Raw genomic sequence first — 22,799 nt, forward strand, 5'->3', positions numbered from 1 at the left:
CACCTAGTAATACGGAAAACAGCGCGGATGCAACAGGGCTTTTACTAGGTAGTGCTAGCCTCCAAACCCACCGCCATATCCGCGGCTACCAAAACCAGAGCTGCGGCCCGAACTAGGCGCGGTGCTTCTTACGTTGCTGCGGCCATAGCCCGTGCTGCGCGTAACGGTTGTGCTAGGCCGGATTCCGGTTGAAGCCGCTGAGTTACGGCTTCCAGTGAAACCACGGCCGAAAAATCCTCTTCCCCGGTCCCGCTCGTTGGCAACGCGCCCGCGCCAGCCGTTGTTCTGCTGAATAATTCCGGGGTTGGCATATGCCCCCACGTTAGGCGTAAGGAAGCGCCCGGCCATATACCCAATGCCACCCCACATCAGGATGTCCATCATGCCGGTGCCGCCCGCGCGGTTTTCTGGGTTTACGCGGGAGTAGTCCTGCATTTGCTTTTGCAGCGCTTGGCCCTGGAGTGTGTCTACTTTGCCATCGAAATGATGCATGATAGCCGCTACTTCTTCCTTGCCAGCTGGCCGCTCTGCCGTGATTTTCCACTCGCCGGGCTTCACCTCGGTCATTTCCGTGATAACGCCTTCTGAATACGAATCGCCACTACCCCAGTCGCCTTCGGCAGCGGTGCGGTCGGCTTCCGATGAATTGCCGGAGCAGGCCGGTAGCATCAGTCCCAGACTGGTAGCTGCCGCCACAAGCAGCACGTTACGGCGCCAGTCGCTGAGTTGGTAGTAAGGCTTGTTCATAGCAGAAATAGAAGGAAAGAGGAAGGGGCTCGAAGAATAGAACAGGCACACGCTAACGACGGTTCAGCCTGTTCCAGTATGTTTTGGGCTTGATTCGGAATTAAAGAGGTGGCACTACTCCCATAAAGGGTAATGCTCCAAATTTACTTCCTGCCCGAAGAAAATACGGGTACTTTCCTCGAAGGACCGAGTGAAATCCGATACGTAAAAATGATGTACCGGGGTGCTGCCGCTGGGCTTGGCTGCTAGCTTGGTTGAGGTCAGATACTCCTTCACGTGAGCCGCTACTACATCCGAAGCATCCAGCACTTCCGTGCGGCCCTGGTAAAACGCGGCTATTTGCTGCTTAATGAGGGGGTAGTGCGTACAGGCCAGTACCAGCGCTTCGATATCCTGAAGCGCCGGATTGGACAAGTAGGCCTCAATGATATTGCCGGCAATGGAGTTATCGAAGAAGCCTTCCTCAATCATGGGGGCTAGTAGCGGGGTGGCTAGGCTGCACAGCTGCACACCGGCGTCCAAATCGTCAATCTTCTTGCGGTATACGTTGCTGTTTACTGTTTGCTTGGTTCCAATCAGGCCCACGGTGCGGCCCGCATATTGCTTGCCGATATAGGCCACAATAGGGTCAATCACATTCAGGACACGGGCTTTGGACCCCACGTATTCGCGCACCAGTTCATACGCCGCTGCCGAGGCTGAATTACAGGCAATCAGAATAACCTTACACTGCTGCTTGAGCAGCAGATCACAGATTTTAACTGAGTATGCCTGAATAGCGGCCGTGCTTTTATCACCGTAGGGCAGGTGAGCGGTGTCGCCGAAGTACACAAGCCGTTCATGCGGCAGCACGCGGTTCACGGCCCTCGCTACGGTAAGGCCTCCAATGCCGCTATCGAAAATACCGATAGGACGCGTAGTAAGATCAAGAAGAGAAGATGCCATTGCGGCTCAAATGTACGAGGTGTTCACTAGGCATGGTACTTACCCCAACCTCCCGTCGGGCGCATAGTGCAGCTCTCCTAGCTCCACTAGGTTGCGCAGTAGCTCGGTAACGATGGTAGCCTGGGCCGGAGAAAAATGCGCGAGAACTTCCCGCGGCGTTTTCGGCGCGGCTTTCACCAGCTGCAGCAACTGTTCACGGAGCTCTTGCGGTGGCGCAGCAGCCTGTTTAGCCTTCTTTTTGGCCAGGCAGAAATCACAGACGTGGCAGGCTCTGGCATTAAGCTCCCCGAAGTACTCCAGCAACAACTGCTGCCGACAGCGCCCTCCAGCCGCATACCGAACTACCGACTCGGACTTGTGTAGGGCTAGTTCGCGAGCTTGAGTAAGGCGCTTCTGATCCAGCGGTAGCTTGTCGGCATCGAAGCGAGGAGTGGTAAACAAGGCCTGCGGCGACTCATGCTTGGGCTGGTACTGAATGATACCCGAACGATGCAGAAACACCAGCATTTTGCGGACATCTACCACACTTAGGCGCAAGTACTGGGCTAGGCTGTTCTCGGAAATCCGCTGAAACCCGGCAAACAGCTCGCCCCCATTAAAACGCAGCAGGCTCTTGATCAGCTGATCATGCTGGACGTTGGAAACCTGGAAGCGGTACAAGTCATTGTGGTCGATGGGAATATGCACGCGGGCCGGATTGTTCACGGCCTCATTCAGTTGCACGAATCCTTCGCGGCCCAAGGTGCGCAAACTATTATGCGCGTCCAGGGCCTTGATGCGGTAGGTTTCAGCAAACTGCTGCATATCAAAGTCGAAGGCAACCAGCTCGCCCCCTCCTACTGCCGTGCGCGAAAAGTTGGCCAAGGCCTGGTACACGCGGCGCACAGTATCGAGGGGCGGATAGGCCTGCTGCGTGCGGCGGCGCAGTTCTGCGGCATCATTGGGCCCTTGCAACAGCACAGCAAAGGCATACTTCTCGTCGCGGCCGGCGCGGCCGGCTTCCTGGTAATATGCCTCTAGGGTGTCGGGGGCTTCCAAGTGCACTACGAGGCGTACATCGGGCTTATCAATTCCCATCCCGAAGGCGTTGGTAGCCACCATGCACCTAGTCTTGTTCTGCATCCAGTCTTGTTGGGTGCGGGTGCGCTGCTCACTAGGGAGGCCCGCGTGATAAGGTGCCGCGGCCACTCCTTGCTGGCGCAGGTAGGTGGCGGCTTCCTCCGTTTGGCGGCGGGTGCGGGCATACACAATGCTGGTTTTCTCGGCCCCTACCCCCTTTATCACTTCAAAGAGGCGCTTAAGCTTGTCTTCGGTACTGAGCACTGAGTACGACAGGTTAGGCCGCGCGAAGCTCTGTTGAAATACGCGGTGGCTCGCCCCAAATTTTAGCTTCTCCACAATATCGGCGCGCACCTGCTCGGTAGCTGTGGCCGTAAGGGCAATACAAGGCACTCCGGGAAGCAGCTCGCGCAGCTCCTGAATACGCAGATATGGCGGCCGAAAATCATAGCCCCATTGGGAAAGACAGTGGGCCTCATCAATGGCAAGCAAGCTCACTTTCATCTTACTCACCCGGGCCCGGAACATATCTGTCAGAAGACGCTCTGGCGACACATACAGGAACTTCACCGGACCATACACGCAGTTGTCCAGAGTCTGGTCGATTTCCTGATGGCTCATGCCTGCGTACACCGCTTCTGCTTTAATGCCGCGCTGCCGTAGGTTTTCCACCTGGTCCTTCATCAACGCAATCAGCGGCGAAACAACCAAGCACAACCCGTTGCGGGCCAGCGCGGGCACTTGAAAACAGATGCTTTTACCCCCACCCGTAGGAAGCAGTGCCAGAGTATCTTGGCCCGCCAGTACCGACCGGATAATATCTTCCTGCAAAGGCCGAAACTGGGTATGCCCCCACGTTTGGCGCAGCACGTGCAGAATATCATCGGTAGGGTGAAGCATGGTGGCAAAGGTAACGCTGTACTAGGCCTCAGTCCACAAAAAAGCCCAACTCCAGAAGAAGTCGGGCTTTCGAAACGATATATAGTGCGCAGCTTACGCAGCAGCCGACTGACCATTCTCACGGTCGTCAATAGCCTTCTTCAGCTTGGCAATAGCTTGCGTGGCACGCTCCTCGTCCAGACGATTGATGTTCAACAGCATCTTGGTCTTTTCAGGGCGAGTAATCACCGGATGATTCAGCAGACGAATAATTTCTTCCTTCTGTGCAGCCGAAGCATACGTAGGCGCCGGCGACTCAGCTACTACGGCTGCCTCAGCAGGTACTGCCTTCATAGCAGCGGGAGCATCAACAACTGCTACCGGAGCAGGCGTTACTACCATGGCAGGCTGAACAGTGGGCGTGTTACCGCCATACTCCATTTCCTCAGCCGGGGTAGGCTCATAACCAGCCGCCCGAATAATCCAGGCCAGAATGTTACGGTAAGCTTTGCCGATGGCTCGGGTCTGAGCCATGCTCATGATGGCAAACTCCTGGTAGAACTTCTTGCCCTGCTCTTTATTCGAGCAGATAGCAAAGCCCGCCCCCACGGTGTGGCCCGACTTCATGTCGAACAGCGTCACCTTGGCCTGATATTTAATTTCCTGCTCAGTAGAGACGTTGATAACGTGGTCCACGATGGGCACAATGCCCAGACGCGAACCGGCATACTGCCAGCCTTCCACGTTCACAAACTCCTTACCCTGCACCGTAGTGCTGAGCTTGTTGTCCTTGATGAATTTAGCAAGGTCCGTCGCCAAGTGCAGCGTCTCGTCGGAGCGCGAGATGTCAAAGCTCTCCACTTTAGTCTTACGAACCGGCTCTTTGATGTTCTTAGTTGCTTCGCTCATGGCGTCTTTCCTTTTATGTCCTGTAGTACCGTATTGTGTTACGTGAATATAACCAACAGGCCCGCGAAAAGGTGCAAAAAGCGGCGTTTTTATATGTATTTTTTCTTACTGATTATCAATAAGTTACAAATAATATTTCTAACCGGTTTAGCTATCTGATTTTTTTAGTCTTTGCCTACTCCTCTCTATCCTTTCCTCGGTGCTTTGGCCGCTTCTTATGCCTAGTAAAACGCTAGCCTGCCGCCGCGCTCCGGTCACGCAACAGCAGGCTTCTCCTCACGGTCCGGGGCAACAGCGGACGCATGGCCTAGTTCAAAAAAGAGGAGTAGCCTAGCACAACACTAAGCTACTCCCCTGAAAATCAATAGTAAATAAAGAAAGTTCCTGGGCTGTTAACCCTCCCAAATAACGCCATCCTTCATGGTGATCTTGCGGTCGGCCATTTCGGCTAGCTGGTCGTTGTGGGTCACAATCACGAACGTCTGGCCTAGCTCTTTGCGCAGCAGAAAGAAGATCTGGTGCAGTTCCTGGGCATTCTGCGAGTCGAGGTTACCACTGGGCTCGTCGGCAAAAATGATTTCGGGCGAGTTAATGAGGGCGCGCGCTACAGCGGTCCGCTGCTGTTCGCCACCGCTCATTTCAGAAGGCTTATGGTCAGCGCGGCGCTCTAGGTTCAGCATCCCAAGTAATTCGCGGGCTCGTACGCGGGTTTCCTTTTCTGAGCGCCCCGCCAAGTAGGCTGGCAAGCACACATTTTCCAGGGCCGTAAACTCAGGGAGCAGGTTATGAAACTGAAAGATGAAGCCAATGTGCCGGTTCCGGAAGCGTGCCAGATCAGAGCGGCCCAAAGAACTCACCGATTCCCCATCGAACAGCACTTCGCCTGAGTCGGGGTTATCAAGAGTGCCCAAAATGTGCAGCAGCGTGCTTTTGCCGGCTCCTGAAGAACCAACGATGGACACGATTTCCGATTTCTCAATCGTGAGATCAATGCCCTTGAGAACTTCCAGCGTGTTGTAGCTTTTACGGACGTTGATGGCTTGCAGCAAAACGGGACTAAGTAAAGTGAGCCGAAGGTACGGCAACAAATCTACGGAATGTAGCGGGTTGCGGTAGTGCCCACCTTCGGAAACTGTCAACCTGCGCCGCCAAGCACGCAGTTAGCCGCCACAGTTTGTCAGTTGCTTTCCTTAAACTAGCCCTACTTTACTGGCTGTATGCTGCTACCTATGCCCCTTTTCAAACTCTCTGTGCGCCACTGGTTGCCTTGGGTTTTGCTGTTCCTAGCTGGCGCGGCAGCTGTACTGTGGTGGCAACGGCCGCAGCCGCTACCCCCTTCCCAAGCGTATAGCGCAGTTGCTAGCCCTGCGGCCAACCCCAACCTCATGCGCGGGGTAAGCTGGGTGGCCGGCGACTCAGTTTCCGCGCTTGACCTTGAGCCATTGGTGCGTGCCCACGCCACCTGGATAGCCCAAACGCCCTTTGGCTGGCAAGCAGGGGCCGCCACGCCAGAAATTCGGATGCACACCGGCACCGGCAACCGGGGCTATTGGGGGGAAAGTGACCAAGGCCTGATCATGACCAGCCAGCGGGCCCGCCAACGCGGTATCCGGACGCTGCTCAAGCCGCACATCTGGCTGCGCGGCGGTAGCGGCTCCTGGCCCGGCGACATCAAGATGACCTCGGAGGCCGATTGGCAGCAGTGGTTTGCCAGCTACTCTGTATTTATTCTGCACTACGCCGAACTAGCCGAGCAACACCAGATGGAAGCCTTGTGCATTGGCACGGAGCTACAACACAGCGTAGCGCATGAAAAAGAGTGGCGGGCCCTGATCAACAAGATTCGGAGTGTATATCACGGGCAGCTTACCTACGCCGCCAATTGGAACGCAGAGTTCGAGCAGGTAAAGTTTTGGGATGCGCTCGACTTTATTGGCATTCAAGGGTATTTCCCACTTAGCACCACTACACGACCTAGTAAAGAAGCCCTGCTTACCGCTTGGCAAGCACCACTGCGCCGCATAAAAGCCATCCAGAAGCGTTTTCGAAAGCCGATAGTCTTCACCGAAATTGGATACAAGACTACCCCCGACGCGGCTATTGAACCCTGGGCCTGGCCCGACCGGATGGCCGTGCTAACTTCCCCCGACGAAGCCACCCAAGCTGCCTGCTACGCGGCGATGTTCGAGACCTTCTGGCACCAGCCTTGGTTTGGCGGCCTGTTTATCTGGAAATGGTATCCAGGTCTGCAACCCGATGGCTCCGCCCGCCGCCACCTTGATTTTACGCCCCAGCACAAGCCTGCCGAGCAGATACTCACTGAATGGTACAGCAAGTAATCCGTTGCCGTTTATAAGGAGCCGGTTGCGTGTCGCGAGAACATCTCAACTGCTCATGCGCAACCGGCAGTGGGCAACTCATATCCCGGTTCTGAGCGTGGTTTTCGGCTTGAAAAGGCAAAAACTACCAACTGCTACTAGGTACCTGGCAACTCACAACTCATTTCTGCCTACTTTCGCGCCTAGTAAACCACCCCGAAACCCCCTCTTAACTGACCTCTATGAACATTCACGAGTATCAGGGCAAAGACATTCTGAAGCGCTACGGCGTACGCGTGCAGGAAGGCATCGTGGCCGATACGGCTGAGGAAGCCGTAGAAGCTGCCAAGAAGCTAACCGAACAGACCGGCACCAGCTGGTACGTTATCAAAGCCCAAATTCACGCTGGCGGACGCGGCAAAGGGGGCGGGGTGAAACTCGCTAAAAACCTGGAGCAGGTGAAGGAAATTGCTGGCCAGATCATTGGCATGCAGCTCGTTACCAAGCAAACCGGCGCCGAAGGCCGCAAAGTACATAAAGTGCTGATTGCCCAGGACGTGTACTACCCTGGCGAGTCGGAAACCAAGGAATTCTACATGAGCGTGCTGCTGGACCGTACCACGGGCCAGAACGTTATTATTTACACCACCGAGGGCGGCATGGATATCGAGGAGGTGGCAGAAGCGCATCCCGAGAAAATCCACCGCGAGCATGTAGACCCCCGCGTGGGTCTGCGTCCCTTCCAGGCCGCTAAAATTGCGTTCAACCTGGGCCTGACCGGCGCAGCGCAAAAAGAGATGGTGAAATTCGTAATGGCGCTGTACAAAGCCTACGATGAAACCGACTCGGCTATGTTCGAAATCAACCCTGTGTTGAAGACTTCGGACGACAAGATTCTGGCCGTTGACGCCAAAGTAACCCTCGACGAAAACGCCCTCTACCGTCACAAAGACTTCGTAGAGCTGCGCGACACCAACGAGGAAGATCCCTTGGAGGTAGAAGCCTCGGCCTCTAACCTGAACTATGTGAAGCTTGACGGCAACGTGGGCTGCATGGTGAACGGTGCTGGTCTGGCTATGGCAACCATGGACATTATCAAGCTTTCGGGTGGCGAGCCTGCTAACTTCCTCGACGTAGGGGGTGGAGCCAATGCCCAGACCGTAGAAGCTGGTTTCCGCATCATCCTGAAGGATCCGAACGTGAAAGCCATCCTCATCAACATCTTCGGTGGCATCGTACGCTGCGACCGGGTTGCTAACGGGGTAGTAGAAGCCTACAAGAACATCGGCGACATCAAAGTACCTATTATCGTACGTCTGCAAGGCACTAACGCCGAGGAAGGCGCCCGCATCATTGATGAGAGCGGCCTGAAAGTATACTCTGCCGTATTGCTGAAAGATGCTGCGCAGAAAGTAAAAGAAGTGTTGGCTGAGCAAGGCCTTGCCTAGGCTTTAAGCAACTTCACTACCTAGTAAAAAAGCCCATCCGGTGTTACCGGATGGGCTTTTTTCTTGCCTTATCGCTTTGCCGTGTGAAACGGGGTAGCGACCTCTATATAAGGCCGTAGCCTTCTTTAATGCACGCCGCCTTTTTCAGCAACGCCGGCATTTTCTTCGGCCTGTACCGGCAGAGGCTCACCCTGCACGCGCAATTCCACTTCCATGTTGCCGCGGGTACCTACAGAGTACGGGCAAATTTTGTGCGCCTGGCGAACCATCTCCACCGTTTTGTCGTGGTCAAACGATTTCAGGTCCACGTCCAGTATGGCACTCAGGCCGTAGCCTTCCCCTTCCTGAAACAACGACACCGAGCATTTAACTTCTGTTTGCGGGTCAAGTTTATCACCGGCGCGTTGGGCAATCACCAATAGTGCCTGCTGAAAACAGGAAGAGTAGCCTGCCGCAAATAGCTCCTCAGGGTTAGTAGCACCCTTTTTGCCACCCAAGCCTTCTGGCACCGACATATCCAGATCAATAATGCCAGTAGCGGAGCGGACATGGCCGCTGCGGCCGCCAATTGCCGTTGCATCGGCTGTGTACAGGGTCTTTTTTTCAGTGCTTGCCATATAAGAATAGATTCAGTGTGTGTTGGTAGTGCTAGTTAACTGTACTGACGTGCCGAAGGTTACTCTTCGGCAGTGTAGGATTTTGCTGAAAATGCAGTATACGGTTTGGCAGCGCCGCATTTTCTCTCTAGTTTTGCCACCCAATCCCGGGTTGCGTAGTACAACGGATAGTATGGGAGCCTCCGAAGCTCTAGATCTAGGTTCGATTCCTAGCGCGACCACATTCAAAGCCATTACCTGTGCAGGTAATGGCTTTTTGTTTCTATGCCTTCCTGATTTTTATCTATTCGCTAGCTCACTTTTCAAGTAACCCTGAAATATCAGCCTCAACAGTAGCTTTTAGCCTAGTTTGAAAATTAACTTACTACTATTTAAAGTTATTTTATTACTATTATAGTATTCTCACGGTTGCTGGCTTTCTCTCTGTGTCCTAGCCTGTTGCCTGCCGGAAACCGTTCTTGTCCTTGTGTTCTCTTACTGCAATGAAAAAGCTGTTCTCCTTTGCCTGGGTTTATCTGCTGTTGCTGATTATCCTGAGTGGTATTATCGGGTGGCAATCAAGTACCTTCTTAGCAGGTGCGGCTCCGGAGCATAAGCTCAAAAAAAGCAAGAAGGTAAAGAAAACCGAGACACAACGGATTGACTCGCTAGTAAAATGGACGTCGCGGTACCGACTAAAAAACCCAGACGCCGAGGTATTTACCCGCTCGCATTACGTAGATAAATCGACTCTCAAAGATATCCTGAATAACACGGAAGGCATTCGGATTTATCCGGCCATCGACAGCTCGGGGACTGAACGGCTGGTGATTGTGGGGGTGGATAAAAACGGAGATGACACGTTTCAGCCAGTAGGAGCCGAAACGCTGGTTGAAACCAAATTCCTGGCGTATCCGGTTGAGAAATGCCCCCAAAATTGCGACTACAAAAGCATACTTAAGTAGCGGCCTGACTACTTTCTCAGTACCTACCGTGAATGGATACCTCAGCAGCCCTGCACGCGCTTAACCGGGCACTGGAGGCTGCGCCTCTGGTACCATTTGCCTGTGCTTGGGTGCGCCGGCATCAGATTCCGTATGCGTTCCGGCCAGTGTATTACTTCGTGGCAATCAAAACGAGTTTCTATTTTCTGGATACGTTTAGCCGCATCGTGTTCCGCAACAATGTGTATCTCTATCACCTGAGCGCGGTGGTGATGGTGGTGCTACTCGCGCGTACCTACCTGCGGCTGGAACCCCAGCGGTTTCGGCAACTGGTACCGGCCGGCATCTGGCTTTTCGCGCTGGTGGCAGTGCTTGATGCAGTAGCTCTCAATGGGTTGTTCAAGGACGTGAATTCTTATTCGCAGGCATTTGGCTGTGCGTTCCTGATTATTCTGGCCATTCTGCACGTAGTGGACCTCACGCGCAACGCGGCTACGCAGGAGCTGGAAGCCCAGCCCGATTTCTTTCTGTGCGTGGCTACACTGGTGTACTGCTCCAGCTCTATTGTCAGTTACGTGGCCCTCAACATCGTGTACAACTCAGGTTATGACCGGGAAACTGTTATGCGTCTGGATACGCTTATCAGCAGCCCCGACACGCTCCTGATGGCCGTGCAAATGGGCTTGCTGGCCTGGATGTTTCATTTTTTTCCGTTGAGCGTGCAGCCACGGCGGGCCCTACCGGCTTGGCTGCATTACAGCAACTGGCACCGGCGCCCATACAAGCTGCTGGGCCGCCCGATTTCCATTTTGATGTTTTCGCGCCGGCGCAAGTCAGCGGCCTGAAGCTGATAGTGCCCTAGTTCCCTCCGTGGCCGGTTGTCCTAGGTCATGAAGCGGTTGAAAGTGTTGCCCAACTTGAAGAGTGGCTGCTATGCCCGATTCCTTACTACCTCTGCTACTCATCGGCCCGATCCTGCTGCTGCTGGCGCTGGGGATGGTGGGGGTATTGGTGCGGGAGCATCGGCGGCGGCTATTGCAGGAAAAGGAAAAGCAGCAGCTACTGGCCCATCAGAACGAGCTACTAGAGCAGCAGGTCTCGGCGCGCACGGCGGAGGTAGTAGCCCAGCGCAACAGCCTAGAGCAGGCGCTACTGGAGCTGCGCAACACCCAAACCCAGCTGGTACAGCGCGAGAAAATGGCGAGCCTGGGCGAGCTTACAGCCGGCATTGCCCACGAAATTCAGAATCCGCTCAACTTTGTCAATAACTTCGCGGAGGTGTCTAGTGAGCTGATTACAGAGTTGGAAGAAGAGCAGCACAAGTCTGTCGTACGCTCTGAAACTGAAACGGAGTTGGTCGATGATCTGAAACAGAACCTGCTAAAAATCACGCAGCATGGCCAGCGGGCCGCTGCCATTGTGCGCGGCATGCTGGAGCACTCGCGCAGCAGCAGCGGCGAGCGGGCTCTCACCGACCTTAACCTGCTAGCAGAAGAATATTTGCGCCTGGCTTTCCAGAGCATCCGGGCCAAGGACAAAGCCTTTAATTGCACCCTCACTACCCACTTTGATGCCGAGTTGGGCCTAGTAGAAGTAGTACCCCAGGAAGTGGGCCGGGTGCTGCTGAATCTATTTACCAATGCCTTTTACGCCGTGCGGCAGCGACAAAAGCAGGCAGAGCCTGGCTACCAGCCCGAAGTCGAAGTCAATACCCATGCCTTTCCTGAAAAAGTAGTGATTGAGGTGCGCGATAATGGCACCGGAATATCTGCCGATATCCGACAGAAGATATTTCAGCCCTTCTTCACCACCAAACCCACCGGCGAGGGCACTGGCCTGGGTCTCTCGCTTAGCTATGACATCATCACCAAGGGTCATGGCGGCACGCTTACGGTCAGCTCACCCGACGGCCAATGCACGGAGTTCTGCATTAGTCTGCCCCGGTAAGTACTACCCCCTATCTGAGCAGTAAGCTGGCTGTAAATACTTGTTTAAATAAAAGCCCAACAATACTATTATATGATGAATTTTATTTATATTTTTACTTTACGGCGAATAAAGCTTGGAAGCAAGCAGGAACCCTGGGCGTGGCCAGTACTGGCTTTCGTGTTGAGTTAGTGAGTGGTTTTGCCCAGAATAGAAGCTGGTGGCACCCTTCCACCGGAGGTAGCGCGCACACGAAAGTGAAAAGCGGCTGAACTGATTAGCGCGGAGTTTTAAGTGAGTTTACTGCTTGTGCTTAGGGCTGTGGGTTACGCCACGGCTGGGGGCTAGCAGCTTTACCCAAAGAACTTTAGCTTCCTGAGTCCCCTACCCTGGGCGGTTACACACCTATTTCAGGCTGAGTACGATGCTTATTGAGCAACTAATTCCGCCGCGGCTACGAAGCCGAAGGTTTCCTCGGCGCGTAGTGAGTCCGCCCATGGGGGTGCCGCTGCCGGCCGAGGCCGCCGACCACCGCCTATTCTACCGCATGTCGTTTCGGTGGGCGCGGCAGTTTGTGGTGAACGGGGGCCTACTACTGGCCGGCATTTTTTCGGCGGCGCTGGGGCTCAAGGGCTTCCTGCTTCCCAATGGCTTTATTGATGGTGGCGTAACTGGCATTTCCATGCTGGTCAGCCACGTTACGGGCTTCTCGCTCTCTATTCTTATCGTTCTGATTAACCTGCCGTTCATTATCCTGGGCTACTTCCAGATTGGGCGAAACTTTGCCTTCCGTACGCTGGCTACTATTCTGTTGCTGGCACTAGCACTGCTGGTGTTGTCGTTTCCTTCGCTCACGCAGGATAAGCTGTTGATTGCCGTGTTTGGCGGATTTTTCCTGGGGGCCGGCATTGGGCTGGCCATGCGGGGCGGAGCCGTGCTAGATGGCACCGAGATACTAGCCGTGTATATCAGCCGGAAGCTGCCCGGCTCCATCGGCGACATCATCCTGGTTATCAACATCCTTATCTTTGGGGTGGCCGCCTGGCTGTTGTCCGTCGAGACGGCGCTGTACTCAATTTTAGTGTATCTATCGGCCGCTAAAACCGTTGATTTCGTGGTATCGGGCATTGAGGAATACACCAGCCTGACCATTATTTCAGCGCACAGCGAGGCCATCCGGCAACTTATTACCGATAAGCTACGGCGCGGCGCCACCGTGTATGAATGCACGCGTGGCTTTGGCTCGCATGGGCACCAGCACATGCGTATGGAAACCATTTACACGGTAGTGACGCGGCTGGAAGTGCTGGCCATTACCGATGAGGTTCGTAAGATAGATCCACACGCTTTTATTGTGATGCAGAGCGTGAGTGACACCCGAGGTGGATTGGTAAAGAAAAGGCCCCTGCACTAGCCTCCTTCCTGTCCAAAACCGATGCGCTGCATGGGTTTTGGCCACCTCCTCAATCTGATTTCTGATGGAAAACTGGCAGCGCATTCTGGGTGTCCGTTCACGCGAGGCAAAAACCGTGTGGCTGTTTTTCCTGCACAATTTCCTGCTGGGCATTGGCACCATTTTCCTGTATGTGGCCGTCACGGTTATTCTGCTCGACCACGACCCCGCCCGCAATCTACCACTTGCCTATACCCTGAGCGCGCTGGCCTCGCTGGCCGGCGGACAGGTATATAGTTACTTTGAGCGCAAACTGGCCCTGAAAAAGCTGGTTACTAGAACCTTGCTGGTAGCGGCGGGCTTTGCCGGGCTGCTGGCCATATTGCTGCTGGCTGGCCCCACCGTGGGCGTGGCCATTGCCCTGATGACGCTTTATCACCTGATTTACCTGCTCACGACGCTGGAATTCTGGGGCGTGTCGGCGGTGGTGTTTAACGTGCGGCAAGGGCGCCGACTGTTCAGCCCCATCAGCGCCGGCGATATTCCGGCCAAAGCCTTGGGGGCCTTACTGGCGGTTTTCATTCATAACCAAGTTGATTTACCCTCGTTAGTCTTGCTGGCGTTCGGGGCATATCTGGCCGCATTGTTTACCCAGTACCTCACGCTTCAGTCGCACACAGCAGCTGCAGCCAAGCACCCCGTACCCAAGCTGGGCAAGCCTCGGGTTTCGTTCTGGCAGCAATTACTAGGTAGCAACCCTATGGTAATCACCATGGGACTGAGCATGCTGGCGGTAGCGGCCGTAGCTACGGGCATTGAGTACTTTTTCCTGGTGTCTGCCCGGCAGCAGTTTGCGGCGCAGACTACCCTAGTACGCTACCTGGGCACGGTACTAGCCCTCACTTACGGGCTAGCCCTGCTCGGGAAGCTGCTGCTCACCCGCCACGGCCTCGATAAGATGGGCTTGCACCGCACCTTGCTGCTGCTGCCGCTGGCCACGCTGGGCGGGCTATTGCTGGTTGGTGGCATACAGGCGGCTCACTTCGGCCCTGGTGGCTATCTAGTGTATTTCTGTGGGTTGTATCTGGGGCTAGAAGTGCTTCGGCGCGCCGTGTTTTCGCCGGTGTTTCTGGTGTTGCTGCAGCCTTTGCCGCCGGCACAGCGGCTGCAGGCGCACACACTGGTTAAAAGCTTTTTCGAGCCCCTGGGCCTTGGCCTGACCGGTTTGTTACTGATGATTATGCGCGGCTCCCCGATACTGCAGCAATGGGGGCCGTTCCTCTGGATGGGCGCCATGCTGCTGGGTGCCGTGCTGCTGCTGCGCCGCACCTACCAGTATTACCTTACCGAGCTTAAAGCTATTCTGGCCCGCCGCTTTCCCTCTGAGCTACCCCAGCCGGCCCCCAATAGGGCAGCGCTTTCAGTGTGGTTTACTACTGACCTGATTCGGGTGCGGGAAGCGCTGGACCACCATGAGGCCAGCCTGCACACCGTGGCGTCAAGCCCCGAGGCCACCGCTCCGGACCCAGAAATGACCGACCTGCAACCCTTGTCAGATGCCGACCTGATCCATCCTGATCTGAAGGTGCGGCAGCAGGCCATCTGGAACCGCCTAACTCTGGAGCCTACCTATGCGCCGGCCCTCGACAGCCTGCAGCAGTTGGTAGTCTCCGATGCACCCGAAGCCCGGCAGGCAGCCTTGCTACTCATCCAGTTTCTGGAGCCAGCCCAGCAGGCAGCGCTCCTGAACTCCTGCCTGCGCAGCACCGACCACGCGCTGATGCAGGCGGCCAGTCAGGCAGCCACGCGGGCTCCATCGGCAGAGGTTGTGCACCTGCTCACGGCGCTGCTCCAGGAGAAAACCATGCGGAAACTGGCCGCTACTACGCTGGTGCAAATGGGCCCAGCAGCTCTGCCCACGCTGGAGTCTATGCTGCACCGCGAAACCGACTACCCCCTACTGCGGCGGCTGGCCGGTATTTGCGCCCGCTTGGGCACTCCTGGCAGTCGCCACGTGCTACTTACGCTGGCGCAGCAGGCCCATCTGACGCGGCGGGCCGCGGCCTTACATGCCTTGTCTGGCGTGGAGCCGGTGCAGGCCGATGCGCCGTTGTTTCAGCACCTGATGCAAAAGGAAATGCGCTTGGCCCAGCAGCTACTGCACGGTATGTTGGGCGCGAACATTGAGCTGCGTAGCTGCCTGAAATACGAGCTGACTAAAGTGGAGCAACGGCTCTTCAGCCTGCTGCTGCAACTCTACGACCGGCAACCCATTCTGGAAGCCAAGCGCGGCCTGGCCCGGGCTATTCAGGAGCGGCACAGCAACCCGCTGGAGGCGCTGGAAAACCTGCTGCCGCGGCCCCTGTACCACGGCTTACAGGCCTTGGTTGATGTCGGACGGCTCACGAAAAAAGTGCAGGCGCTGGATGGGTTACTAGGTCCGCTTTCGCCGGAACCTATCATCAATGTTATTCTGGAACGGGGGCAGGAGGTATTCTCGCCCTGGACCATCAGTGTGGCCTTGCGCCAGTGGCAGCCTACTCCTGCCACCGTGGCGCAACTGCACGAGTACCTGAAGGCCCCGAACCCGCTCGTGCGCGAAAGCGCCGAAGATGTGCTGCAGCTGCTGCCCGCCCGCTACCCGGCCGTGCACGAGCACTGGACTACCCTATATCCGCCTGCCGATGCGCCGCCGAAACTGCCGCTTGCCCCGCCACGCGTGCCCACCATCGACCGGCTTTTGCTGTTGAAACACACCACCTTGTTTGCTGAAACTTCCGAGAACGTGCTCAGCAACATTGTGCCCATCATGAAGGAAGTACCGTTTCACGAGGGCCAACAGATCTTTGCCAAAGGCGACCTGGGCACTTCCCTGTTCATTATCTATGATGGCGAAGTCGGCATCTTTAATGAGGAACAGCACCTAGCAACTTTCCACCAAGGCGACTTTTTTGGGGAGCTGGCGCTGCTGGATACCGAGCCCCGTTCCGCTACGGCTACGGCCCAGAGCGAGGTGATAACCCTGCGCCTGGATCAGGAAGACTTCTATGATGTGATGGAAGATTGCGACGAGGTGCTACACAACATTCTGCGGGTGCTGTGCCAGCGGCTACGGCTGCAGAACGAAAAGATCAAGAACCTTTCGCAGCCGCACCCGGCCTAGGGTGCACAGCAAGCCACAAAGGTTCTTCGCGTTCACTAACGGTCCTGCTCCGCAGGACCGTTCTATTTACTTGGGCAACTTACTAGCCCAACCTCAGCACGGAAGCTGCGTCGGCGAGGCTCCGCATGACGAGCTTTACTTATCAGCAGCACACCTACTTGACTATTCGGCTTACGCAACCACCTCGTACACCATAACGGGGTGAGCTTTATTTTTCAGCTTTACTTCCCCCATGGGCTGGCACTGAAACGACTCCTTAACCCGCTGATACGTGGCCTCCGTGATAAGAATCTGGCCGGGTTGCGCAATGGACTGCAGGCGCTGCCCCACGTTCACGGCATCTCCAATAATGGTGTAGTCGAGCCGTTTTAGGGAAACCGCGCCTACATTGCCCGATACCATTTCGCCGGCATTAACCCCAATAGATATTTCTGGTTGGTAATCAAGGCCATTGAGGGAGATGTTGCAGGTGGTTTGGAGCAGGGTTCGCACCGCCAGGGAGGCATCAATGGCCCTGTCTAGGTGGTAGGGGCCGCGGAACACGGCCATCACGGCGTCGCCCATAAACTTATCTACGTAGCCACCTTGCGCAATAATCTCCTTCACCATCTGGTCGAAGTACGAGTTCAGCAGCTCGATTAAGGCGGCGGCGGGCATCTTTTCAGCAAGCTCCGTAAAGCGGCACAGGTTCATGAAAGCCACCGTGGCCTCAATGGTTTCGCTGACCAGCAGCTGGTTTTCAAACCCGGGTCGGGCCACAAAGTTGATAACGGTTTCATCCACGTACATTTTCAGGATGTTGTTTTCCTGAATAGCGCGCAGGGTTTCGCGCAGCTGCTGAACGTGAGCAGCCGTTTTCTCAATGGTTACTTCTAGGTCCTGAAACTCGACGGGCTTGGTCACGAAATCGAAGGCGCCGCGGTTCATGGCCGTTCGGATATTCTGCATGTCGGCGTAGGCTGATACTATCACCGTCTTCAGGACCGGATTGAGTTCCTGCAGCTTGGTGAGCAACGTCAGGCCATCCATCACCGGCATCTTGATATCGCTCAGCACAATATCAAAGTCGGGGCGCTGGGCTAGGCAGTCCAGCGCCTCTTGGCCGTTGTGGGCAAAGGCAAACTCATAGTTTCCTTCCCTGATTTTGCGGCGGAATTTCTGTTTGATGAGCAGCTCCAAATCGGCCTCATCGTCTACTACCAGAATCTTGATTTTCATGGGCCAGAGTAGATTCAGAGCTCGTGGAGGGGTAGTAATTTCTGGCGCAGCATGTTGAAGTCGAGCGGCTTTACCAGAAAATCGTTGGCTCCCAGCCGCATAGCTTCCTGGTAGCTGGCCTCGTTGCCGTAGGCCGTAATCATCATCACCTGCGGGGGCGGTGTGGGGTGGTCGCGCTTGATGTAGCGCAGCAACTCCAGGCCGCTCATGCCGGGCATATTGATGTCGGACAGAATCAGGACCACCTCTGAGTAGTGGCCTTCCTGCTTTAGATACGCTAGGGCCTCTTCGCCGGTAAAGGCAAAGGCAAATGAGAACACGCCGCTTCTGATTTCGCGGCGAAACCGCTGCTCAAACAGCAGGCGCACATCGGCTTCATCATCAACCACCAGAATTTTTATCATGACACGCTATGTTGGGTGGGAACCTCGTGCCCAACGGGCAGGCACACCGTGAATTCCGTGAACTGGCCCTCTTCCGTCTCAACGCGCAAGGAGCCATGATGGATTTTCGTGACGATATCATAGCTCAGGGAAAGCCCCAGGCCGGTGCCTTCGCCGGAAGGCTTAGTAGTGAAAAACGGCTGGTAGATTTTCTCTACTACTGAGGCCGGAATGCCCGTACCGTTATCATGCACCGCAATCTGTACGCCGTCGTCGGTGCGCCAGGTTTTCACGGTTACGGTGGGCTTGTATCCGGCTTCTGCTAGCTGATGGCGCTTGTGCACGGCGTAAAAGGCGTTGTTGAACAGGTTGAGCAGCACCCGGCCCATATCCTGCGGCACCACTTCTACTAGGCCCAGCTCGGCATCAAAGTGGGTAGTAAGGGTAGCGTTGAAGGAGGGGTCTTTGGCGCGCAGGCCATGGTAGGCCAAGTGCAGGTACTCGTCGCAGAGGGCGTTGAGGTTGGTGGGTTGCCGCTCGCCGGTGTTGGCTCGGCTGTGCTCCAGCATATTCTTCACAATGGAATCGGCGCGGTGCCCGTGCGTATGGATTTTCGCCAGGTTCTGGGTCAGTTCCTCCAGCAGTTCGTTGGCATACTCTTTCTCGCGGGCGGGCAGCGCCTGCAACGGGCCTTCCTTGAGCTCTAGTAACAGCTCCACGGCCACATCAGCGAAGTTATTGACGAAGTTGAGGGGGTTCTGGATTTCGTGGGCAATACCGGCTGTGAGCTCACCCAGGCTCGCCATTTTCTCGCTTTGCACCAGCTGGTCCTGGGTGGTTTGCAGGTAGTTGAGCGTGCGCTGCAAGGCGGCCGTACGCTGCTGCACCTGCCGCTCCAGGGTTTCGTTCTGGTGGGCCAGCAGCACCTGCTTTTCGCGCTCCTGAGCCATCGTTTGCTCCGAGAGCTTGTTTACCTGATTCAGCTTAATTTTCAGCAGCCGACTATCCAGAGCAAACTGCCGGGCCAGAAACAGCGAAATGGCTAGCACCGGGCTCAGAAATGCCGGAAACGTGAGCAGCGTATGCACCGGCACCGACAGCACCTGCACCTGCAGCCACTCATAGTTGAAGCGGGCCAGCGTAGCGAATACCACCAGCAAGACCAGCGCAATTGCAAACCCCGTAGCAATAATGCCTGCCGCCCGTATCCGTTGCCGCATGGCCGCCAGCGTAAGTCGCAACTGTTCCGCCGAAACCAGCACCATAAACGCTACCGTGGGGTACCAACTCAACTGGTGGCTAAACGTGAGCAGCGCAAGGCTTATACCGTTCGCAATCCAAAGCCCGTAGTACAGCCTGCCCCGAGGCACATCAAAGAGGCAGTACAGGGCATGTACGGCCAACACCCCACCTGTTTGCAGACTGATATAGGAAAGGATATCGAGGACCAGCCGCATATCTAGCCGGTGCACCTCATCCAGGAAGCCGGTGCAGCAAAAGCTTACGGATACCGCCAGCGTATAGAGCGTAAAGTACAGATTGGCGCGCTGCGCAGGGTTATAGAGAAAGAAGGCCAGATGCAGCATGCTCAGCAGCAAAAAGATGCCAAACAGCAGCATGTCGGAGGTTTTGAACGTGGCCTCGCGTTCATTGTACATCACTACCTGGCGCAACCCATCCAAGTGCGCCTTAAAAAACAGCGGCACGAAAAAGTCGCTGAAAGTGGTGAAACCGGGCCATTTGGCGTAGCGTATGGCCAGCACCTGCTCCGGCTGATTGCTGAGTGACAGCTCAATCGGCTCTCCATCGGGCCAGTAAGGCAGCACCTCACTGGGGTCAGGATGAAGCACGCCGTAGCGCCGTACTAGCTTGCCATTAAAGTACACCTCGGTGGCCGCAAACTGGTACACCCGCAGTGCTAGGGCATGGCGGCGTAGCTCCGGCGCAATCCGGAAACGCAGCCGCAACCACCCCGTTTGGCCCAACTGAGGAAGCAGGCGCGGGCGCTCTGTGGGGTTAATGGGCTTCCAGTTACGATCATCGGCCTCGGGGCGGGCCCATGCAGGGTTGTGCCCTGGCATGTACTTCCAGCCCCGGTTCAGCACAATCCCGTCGGGCGGCATGGTGGTAAACGTAAGGGTTGGCTCCATGCTTTCGGCCTGCACCGAAATCACCCGCATAGCAATGGCCAATAGCAGCAGGATACAGGCTTTCATGGCGCGGGGTGGATAAAGGCTTTTTGATAGCAGCACTCAGTGGGCCAAATGCTTAAGTAGTTTTTAATTATAAATATAGTATTATTAAATAGGAATTTATTTCAGGAAATTATGTGTCATTTTGTGCACACGCAGAGCTAGCATGGCTCTTTATTTCCATCCCCTTATCAACTCACCTTATGCTTGCTCCCGTGCCTACCCCACCCCAAGCTACCGCTCCACCCTTTTGGGCTGGGCTAAAGCAGTGGGCTAGGGAGCTGTGGCTGCGGGCCATTAACCTGGGGGTGCTGCCTACACTTACCGTATGGCAACTCAAGCGGGTGCACTTGCTCAATGGCATCTGCTGGATAACTATTCTGATTTATGCTGGCTATGTGGTGCTGTACTTCAACTCGCCGGATTGGGTAACGTTCCGGGTGTGCGTGGCCGGACTGGTGCTGCACATTCCGCCGCTGTTCCTGAATTACTACCACCGCTTCGATGCCTCGGCGTACTACAACATCCTGAGCGTAACGGTTATTTGCGGAGCTACGGCCATCGTCAGGCGCCACGATGGCGTGGAGTTCTACCTGATTACCAACAGCATTGTGGCCATGCTGTTCTTCCGTACGTTCTGGAAGCTAGCGTTTCTGTTTCTGGTGAACGTGGTGGCCTACTTTGCGGTGCGCCACGCCATGACCATCGTCACGTACTCGCTGTATGCGCCTAACAGTGCGTATTTCTACAACGTGAACGTGGCCTTGTGCTTCCTGACGTTGTTTCTGGTGGTGTACTACTTCCGTAGCGAGAACCTGGAGCAGGAAAAGCTACTTACCAGCCAGAATGAGTCCTTGGCGCAGTCGTTGCACCATTTGCGCACCACCCAGGCCCAACTAGTGCAGCAGGAAAAGTTAGCCTCGCTGGGGGCTCTAACCGCCGGCATTGCCCACGAAATTCAGAACCCGCTCAACTTTGTAACCAACTTTTCGGAGGTGGGCCAGGAGCTGGTGCAGGAGCTGCGCGAAACCCTGGCCAAGGAACCGCTATCGGAGGAAAGCCAAAAAGCAGTACTACCTACCCTCGACGACTTAACCCAAAGCCAGCAGCGTGTGAGCGAGCACGCAGCCCGGGCCAGTAGCATTGTACGCTCGATGCTGCTGCACTCCCGCGCCAACAGTGGGGAGCGGCGCCCCACTGACCTTAATGCCCTCTGCAACGAATATCTGCACCTAGCTTACCACGGCCTACGCGCCAAAGACCCCTCCTTCAACGTCACGCTCTCCACTGATTTCTCGCTGCAGCTTCAACCCCTTGAGCTGGTAGCCGAAGATATTGGACGCGTGCTGCTGAACCTGTTCAACAATGCCTTTTATGCCGTGAAAAAGAAAGCCGAACAGATGCCTGCCGGCTCTTACCGGCCCACGGTGGCCGTTTCTACCCGCCGCGAAGGCTCCATGGTGTTGCTGAACGTGTATGACAATGGCACCGGCATTCCGGCTACCATGCTAGACCAGATTTTCCATCCTTTCTTCACTACCAAGCCGCCGGGCGAAGGCACCGGCCTGGGCCTTTCGTTAAGCTACGATATGGTAACGAAAGGCCACAACGGAACCCTCACGGTAAAGTCGGAAGAAGGCAAGTACAGCGAGTTTACGGTGTGCCTGCCCCTAGCAGCTACCCCCACTACGCCAGAAGCCCCGCCCGATGAAAGCTGAACCGCCCTGCCCACGTGGCAGGCAGAAACGACGGTCGTAACAAGGCGCGCGGCCACCGGTTTACATCTAAGTGCTGAGCTTCTGCGTATATGGCCGCACCCCAGCTTTTGTTGGCTGCATATTTCTCTCTCCACCTCAATTTTCTTCCTATGAACAAGTATTTGCTTTCCGCCCTCACGCTCTCGTTTGCTTTATCCGCTGGTTCCGCCATGGCCCAAGACAAGGTCAAGACCAAGTCGGATGACGAGAAGACCAAGACCAAAGAAGCTGGCATGAGCAGCAAAACCAAAGTAGCCGACGACGGTAAGGTGAAGGTTAAGGGCAAGTCGGATAACGGGGCCAAGCTGAAGGCTACCACCAAGCCCCGCAAAGGCGCCGACATGAAATCGATGGAGATGAGCAGCACCACCGCCGCCGGCGTAATGGTAGGCGGGGCCATGATGACACCCGACAAAGACATCGTGGATAACGCCATCAACTCTACCGACCACACTACCCTGGTAGCCGCCGTAAAGGGCGCTGGGCTGGTAGAAACCCTGAAAGGCGCGGGTCCATTTACTGTGTTCGCCCCCACCAATGCTGCCTTCGATAAGCTGCCGGCCGGTACAGTTACCTCGCTTATGCTACCCGAAAACAAGCAGAAGCTGACTACCATCCTGACCTACCACGTGGTACCGGGCCGCTTGCTGGCCGCCGACCTGCGCGACGGACAAACCCTCACGACGGTGGAAGGCGAACTGCTCAAGGTGCACCGCAGCGGCGATACGGTTATGATTCATGATGCCAAAGGCGGCATGGCTAACGTTACCATCCCGAACGTGGTATCGAAAAACGGCGTGACGCACGTAGTAGACACGGTGCTGATGCCAACTAAATAACCTCCTATCTGCTAAGCAGATACTAAAAAAGCCGACCTGCTAGGGTCGGCTTTTTTTATGAGGCTAGGTTGTGGCTGAGAACG

18 protein-coding genes and 1 tRNA gene are annotated in these 22,799 nt (G+C 55.6%); 10 read left to right on the forward strand and 9 right to left on the reverse strand.

Annotated features, from left to right (window positions below; translation table 11 throughout):
* Positions 1–54 precede the first annotated feature (54 nt).
* From ACYVHC_RS04395 to ACYVHC_RS04415, 5 genes are all read right to left on the reverse strand, one after another.
* Complete coding sequence (locus ACYVHC_RS04395; RefSeq protein WP_460612450.1) at positions 55–747, reverse strand: hypothetical protein; 693 nt, start codon at positions 745–747, stop codon at positions 55–57.
* Between the two features lie 114 nt (positions 748–861).
* The gene (gene murI / locus ACYVHC_RS04400) at positions 862–1,692 is read right to left on the reverse strand and encodes a glutamate racemase (protein WP_460612451.1); all 831 of its coding nucleotides are present in this window, start codon (positions 1,690–1,692) and stop codon (positions 862–864) included.
* Between the two features lie 39 nt (positions 1,693–1,731).
* The gene (locus tag ACYVHC_RS04405) at positions 1,732–3,651 is read right to left on the reverse strand and encodes a RecQ family ATP-dependent DNA helicase (protein ID WP_460612452.1); all 1,920 of its coding nucleotides are present in this window, start codon (positions 3,649–3,651) and stop codon (positions 1,732–1,734) included.
* Between the two features lie 93 nt (positions 3,652–3,744).
* A complete protein-coding gene (locus ACYVHC_RS04410; RefSeq protein WP_460612453.1) occupies positions 3,745–4,539 on the reverse strand; it encodes a hypothetical protein in 795 nt (264 codons plus the stop codon).
* Between the two features lie 392 nt (positions 4,540–4,931).
* Entirely contained in the window at positions 4,932–5,588 is a 657-nt protein-coding gene (locus tag ACYVHC_RS04415; protein WP_460612454.1) for an ABC transporter ATP-binding protein, read from the reverse strand.
* 180 nt (positions 5,589–5,768) lie between these two features.
* Here ACYVHC_RS04415 and ACYVHC_RS04420 point away from each other — a divergent pair, with 180 nt between their 5' ends.
* Entirely contained in the window at positions 5,769–6,878 is a 1,110-nt protein-coding gene (locus ACYVHC_RS04420; RefSeq protein ID WP_460612455.1) for a glycoside hydrolase family 113, read from the forward strand.
* 221 nt (positions 6,879–7,099) lie between these two features.
* Positions 7,100–8,305, forward strand: a complete 1,206-nt coding sequence (gene sucC, locus ACYVHC_RS04425; RefSeq protein WP_460612456.1) for a succinate--CoA ligase subunit beta — start codon at positions 7,100–7,102, stop codon at positions 8,303–8,305.
* A gap of 125 nt (positions 8,306–8,430) precedes the next feature.
* Here sucC and ACYVHC_RS04430 read toward each other — a convergent pair whose 3' ends face one another.
* Positions 8,431–8,922, reverse strand: a complete 492-nt coding sequence (locus tag ACYVHC_RS04430) for an OsmC family protein (RefSeq protein ID WP_460612457.1) — start codon at positions 8,920–8,922, stop codon at positions 8,431–8,433.
* Positions 8,923–9,071: 149 nt separating this feature from the next.
* Here ACYVHC_RS04430 and ACYVHC_RS04435 point away from each other — a divergent pair.
* The 6 genes from ACYVHC_RS04435 to ACYVHC_RS04460 all read left to right on the forward strand — a co-directional run bounded on the left by ACYVHC_RS04435 (position 9,072) and on the right by ACYVHC_RS04460 (position 16,327).
* Positions 9,072–9,143, forward strand: a tRNA-Arg gene (locus tag ACYVHC_RS04435).
* Positions 9,144–9,404: 261 nt separating this feature from the next.
* A complete protein-coding gene (locus ACYVHC_RS04440; protein WP_460612458.1) occupies positions 9,405–9,866 on the forward strand; it encodes a hypothetical protein in 462 nt (153 codons plus the stop codon).
* A gap of 32 nt (positions 9,867–9,898) precedes the next feature.
* The gene (locus tag ACYVHC_RS04445; protein ID WP_460612459.1) at positions 9,899–10,690 is read left to right on the forward strand and encodes a hypothetical protein; all 792 of its coding nucleotides are present in this window, start codon (positions 9,899–9,901) and stop codon (positions 10,688–10,690) included.
* A gap of 88 nt (positions 10,691–10,778) precedes the next feature.
* Positions 10,779–11,792: a sensor histidine kinase gene (locus ACYVHC_RS04450; RefSeq protein ID WP_460612460.1), complete on the forward strand. Its 1,014-nt coding sequence runs from the start codon at positions 10,779–10,781 to the stop codon at positions 11,790–11,792.
* 463 nt (positions 11,793–12,255) lie between these two features.
* Positions 12,256–13,185 (forward strand): YitT family protein, encoded by a 930-nt coding sequence (locus ACYVHC_RS04455; protein WP_460612461.1) that lies wholly within the window; start codon positions 12,256–12,258, stop codon positions 13,183–13,185.
* A gap of 64 nt (positions 13,186–13,249) precedes the next feature.
* Positions 13,250–16,327 carry a cyclic nucleotide-binding domain-containing protein gene (locus ACYVHC_RS04460; RefSeq protein WP_460612462.1) on the forward strand — a complete coding sequence of 1,026 codons (3,078 nt, stop codon included), beginning with the start codon at positions 13,250–13,252 and terminating at the stop codon, positions 16,325–16,327.
* A gap of 171 nt (positions 16,328–16,498) precedes the next feature.
* Here ACYVHC_RS04460 and ACYVHC_RS04465 read toward each other — a convergent pair whose 3' ends face one another.
* The 3 genes from ACYVHC_RS04465 to ACYVHC_RS04475 are packed head-to-tail and all read right to left on the reverse strand — an operon-like array spanning position 16,499 to position 20,144.
* Complete coding sequence (locus tag ACYVHC_RS04465) at positions 16,499–17,545, reverse strand: adenylate/guanylate cyclase domain-containing protein (RefSeq protein ID WP_460612463.1); 1,047 nt, start codon at positions 17,543–17,545, stop codon at positions 16,499–16,501.
* A 14-nt stretch (positions 17,546–17,559) separates the two neighbouring features.
* The gene (locus ACYVHC_RS04470) at positions 17,560–17,946 is read right to left on the reverse strand and encodes a response regulator (RefSeq protein ID WP_460613128.1); all 387 of its coding nucleotides are present in this window, start codon (positions 17,944–17,946) and stop codon (positions 17,560–17,562) included.
* Positions 17,946–20,144, reverse strand: coding sequence for an ATP-binding protein (locus tag ACYVHC_RS04475; RefSeq protein WP_460612464.1), 2,199 nt, complete (start codon positions 20,142–20,144; stop codon positions 17,946–17,948). Before ACYVHC_RS04475 ends, ACYVHC_RS04470 begins: the two co-directional genes overlap by 1 nt.
* A gap of 179 nt (positions 20,145–20,323) precedes the next feature.
* Between ACYVHC_RS04475 and ACYVHC_RS04480 the strand changes: the two genes are divergently transcribed.
* Positions 20,324–21,838, forward strand: coding sequence for a sensor histidine kinase (locus ACYVHC_RS04480; RefSeq protein WP_460612465.1), 1,515 nt, complete (start codon positions 20,324–20,326; stop codon positions 21,836–21,838).
* Between the two features lie 380 nt (positions 21,839–22,218).
* Entirely contained in the window at positions 22,219–22,716 is a 498-nt protein-coding gene (locus tag ACYVHC_RS04485) for a fasciclin domain-containing protein (protein ID WP_460613129.1), read from the forward strand.
* Positions 22,717–22,799 lie beyond the last annotated feature (83 nt).

This window comes from Hymenobacter seoulensis, assembly GCF_054780535.1.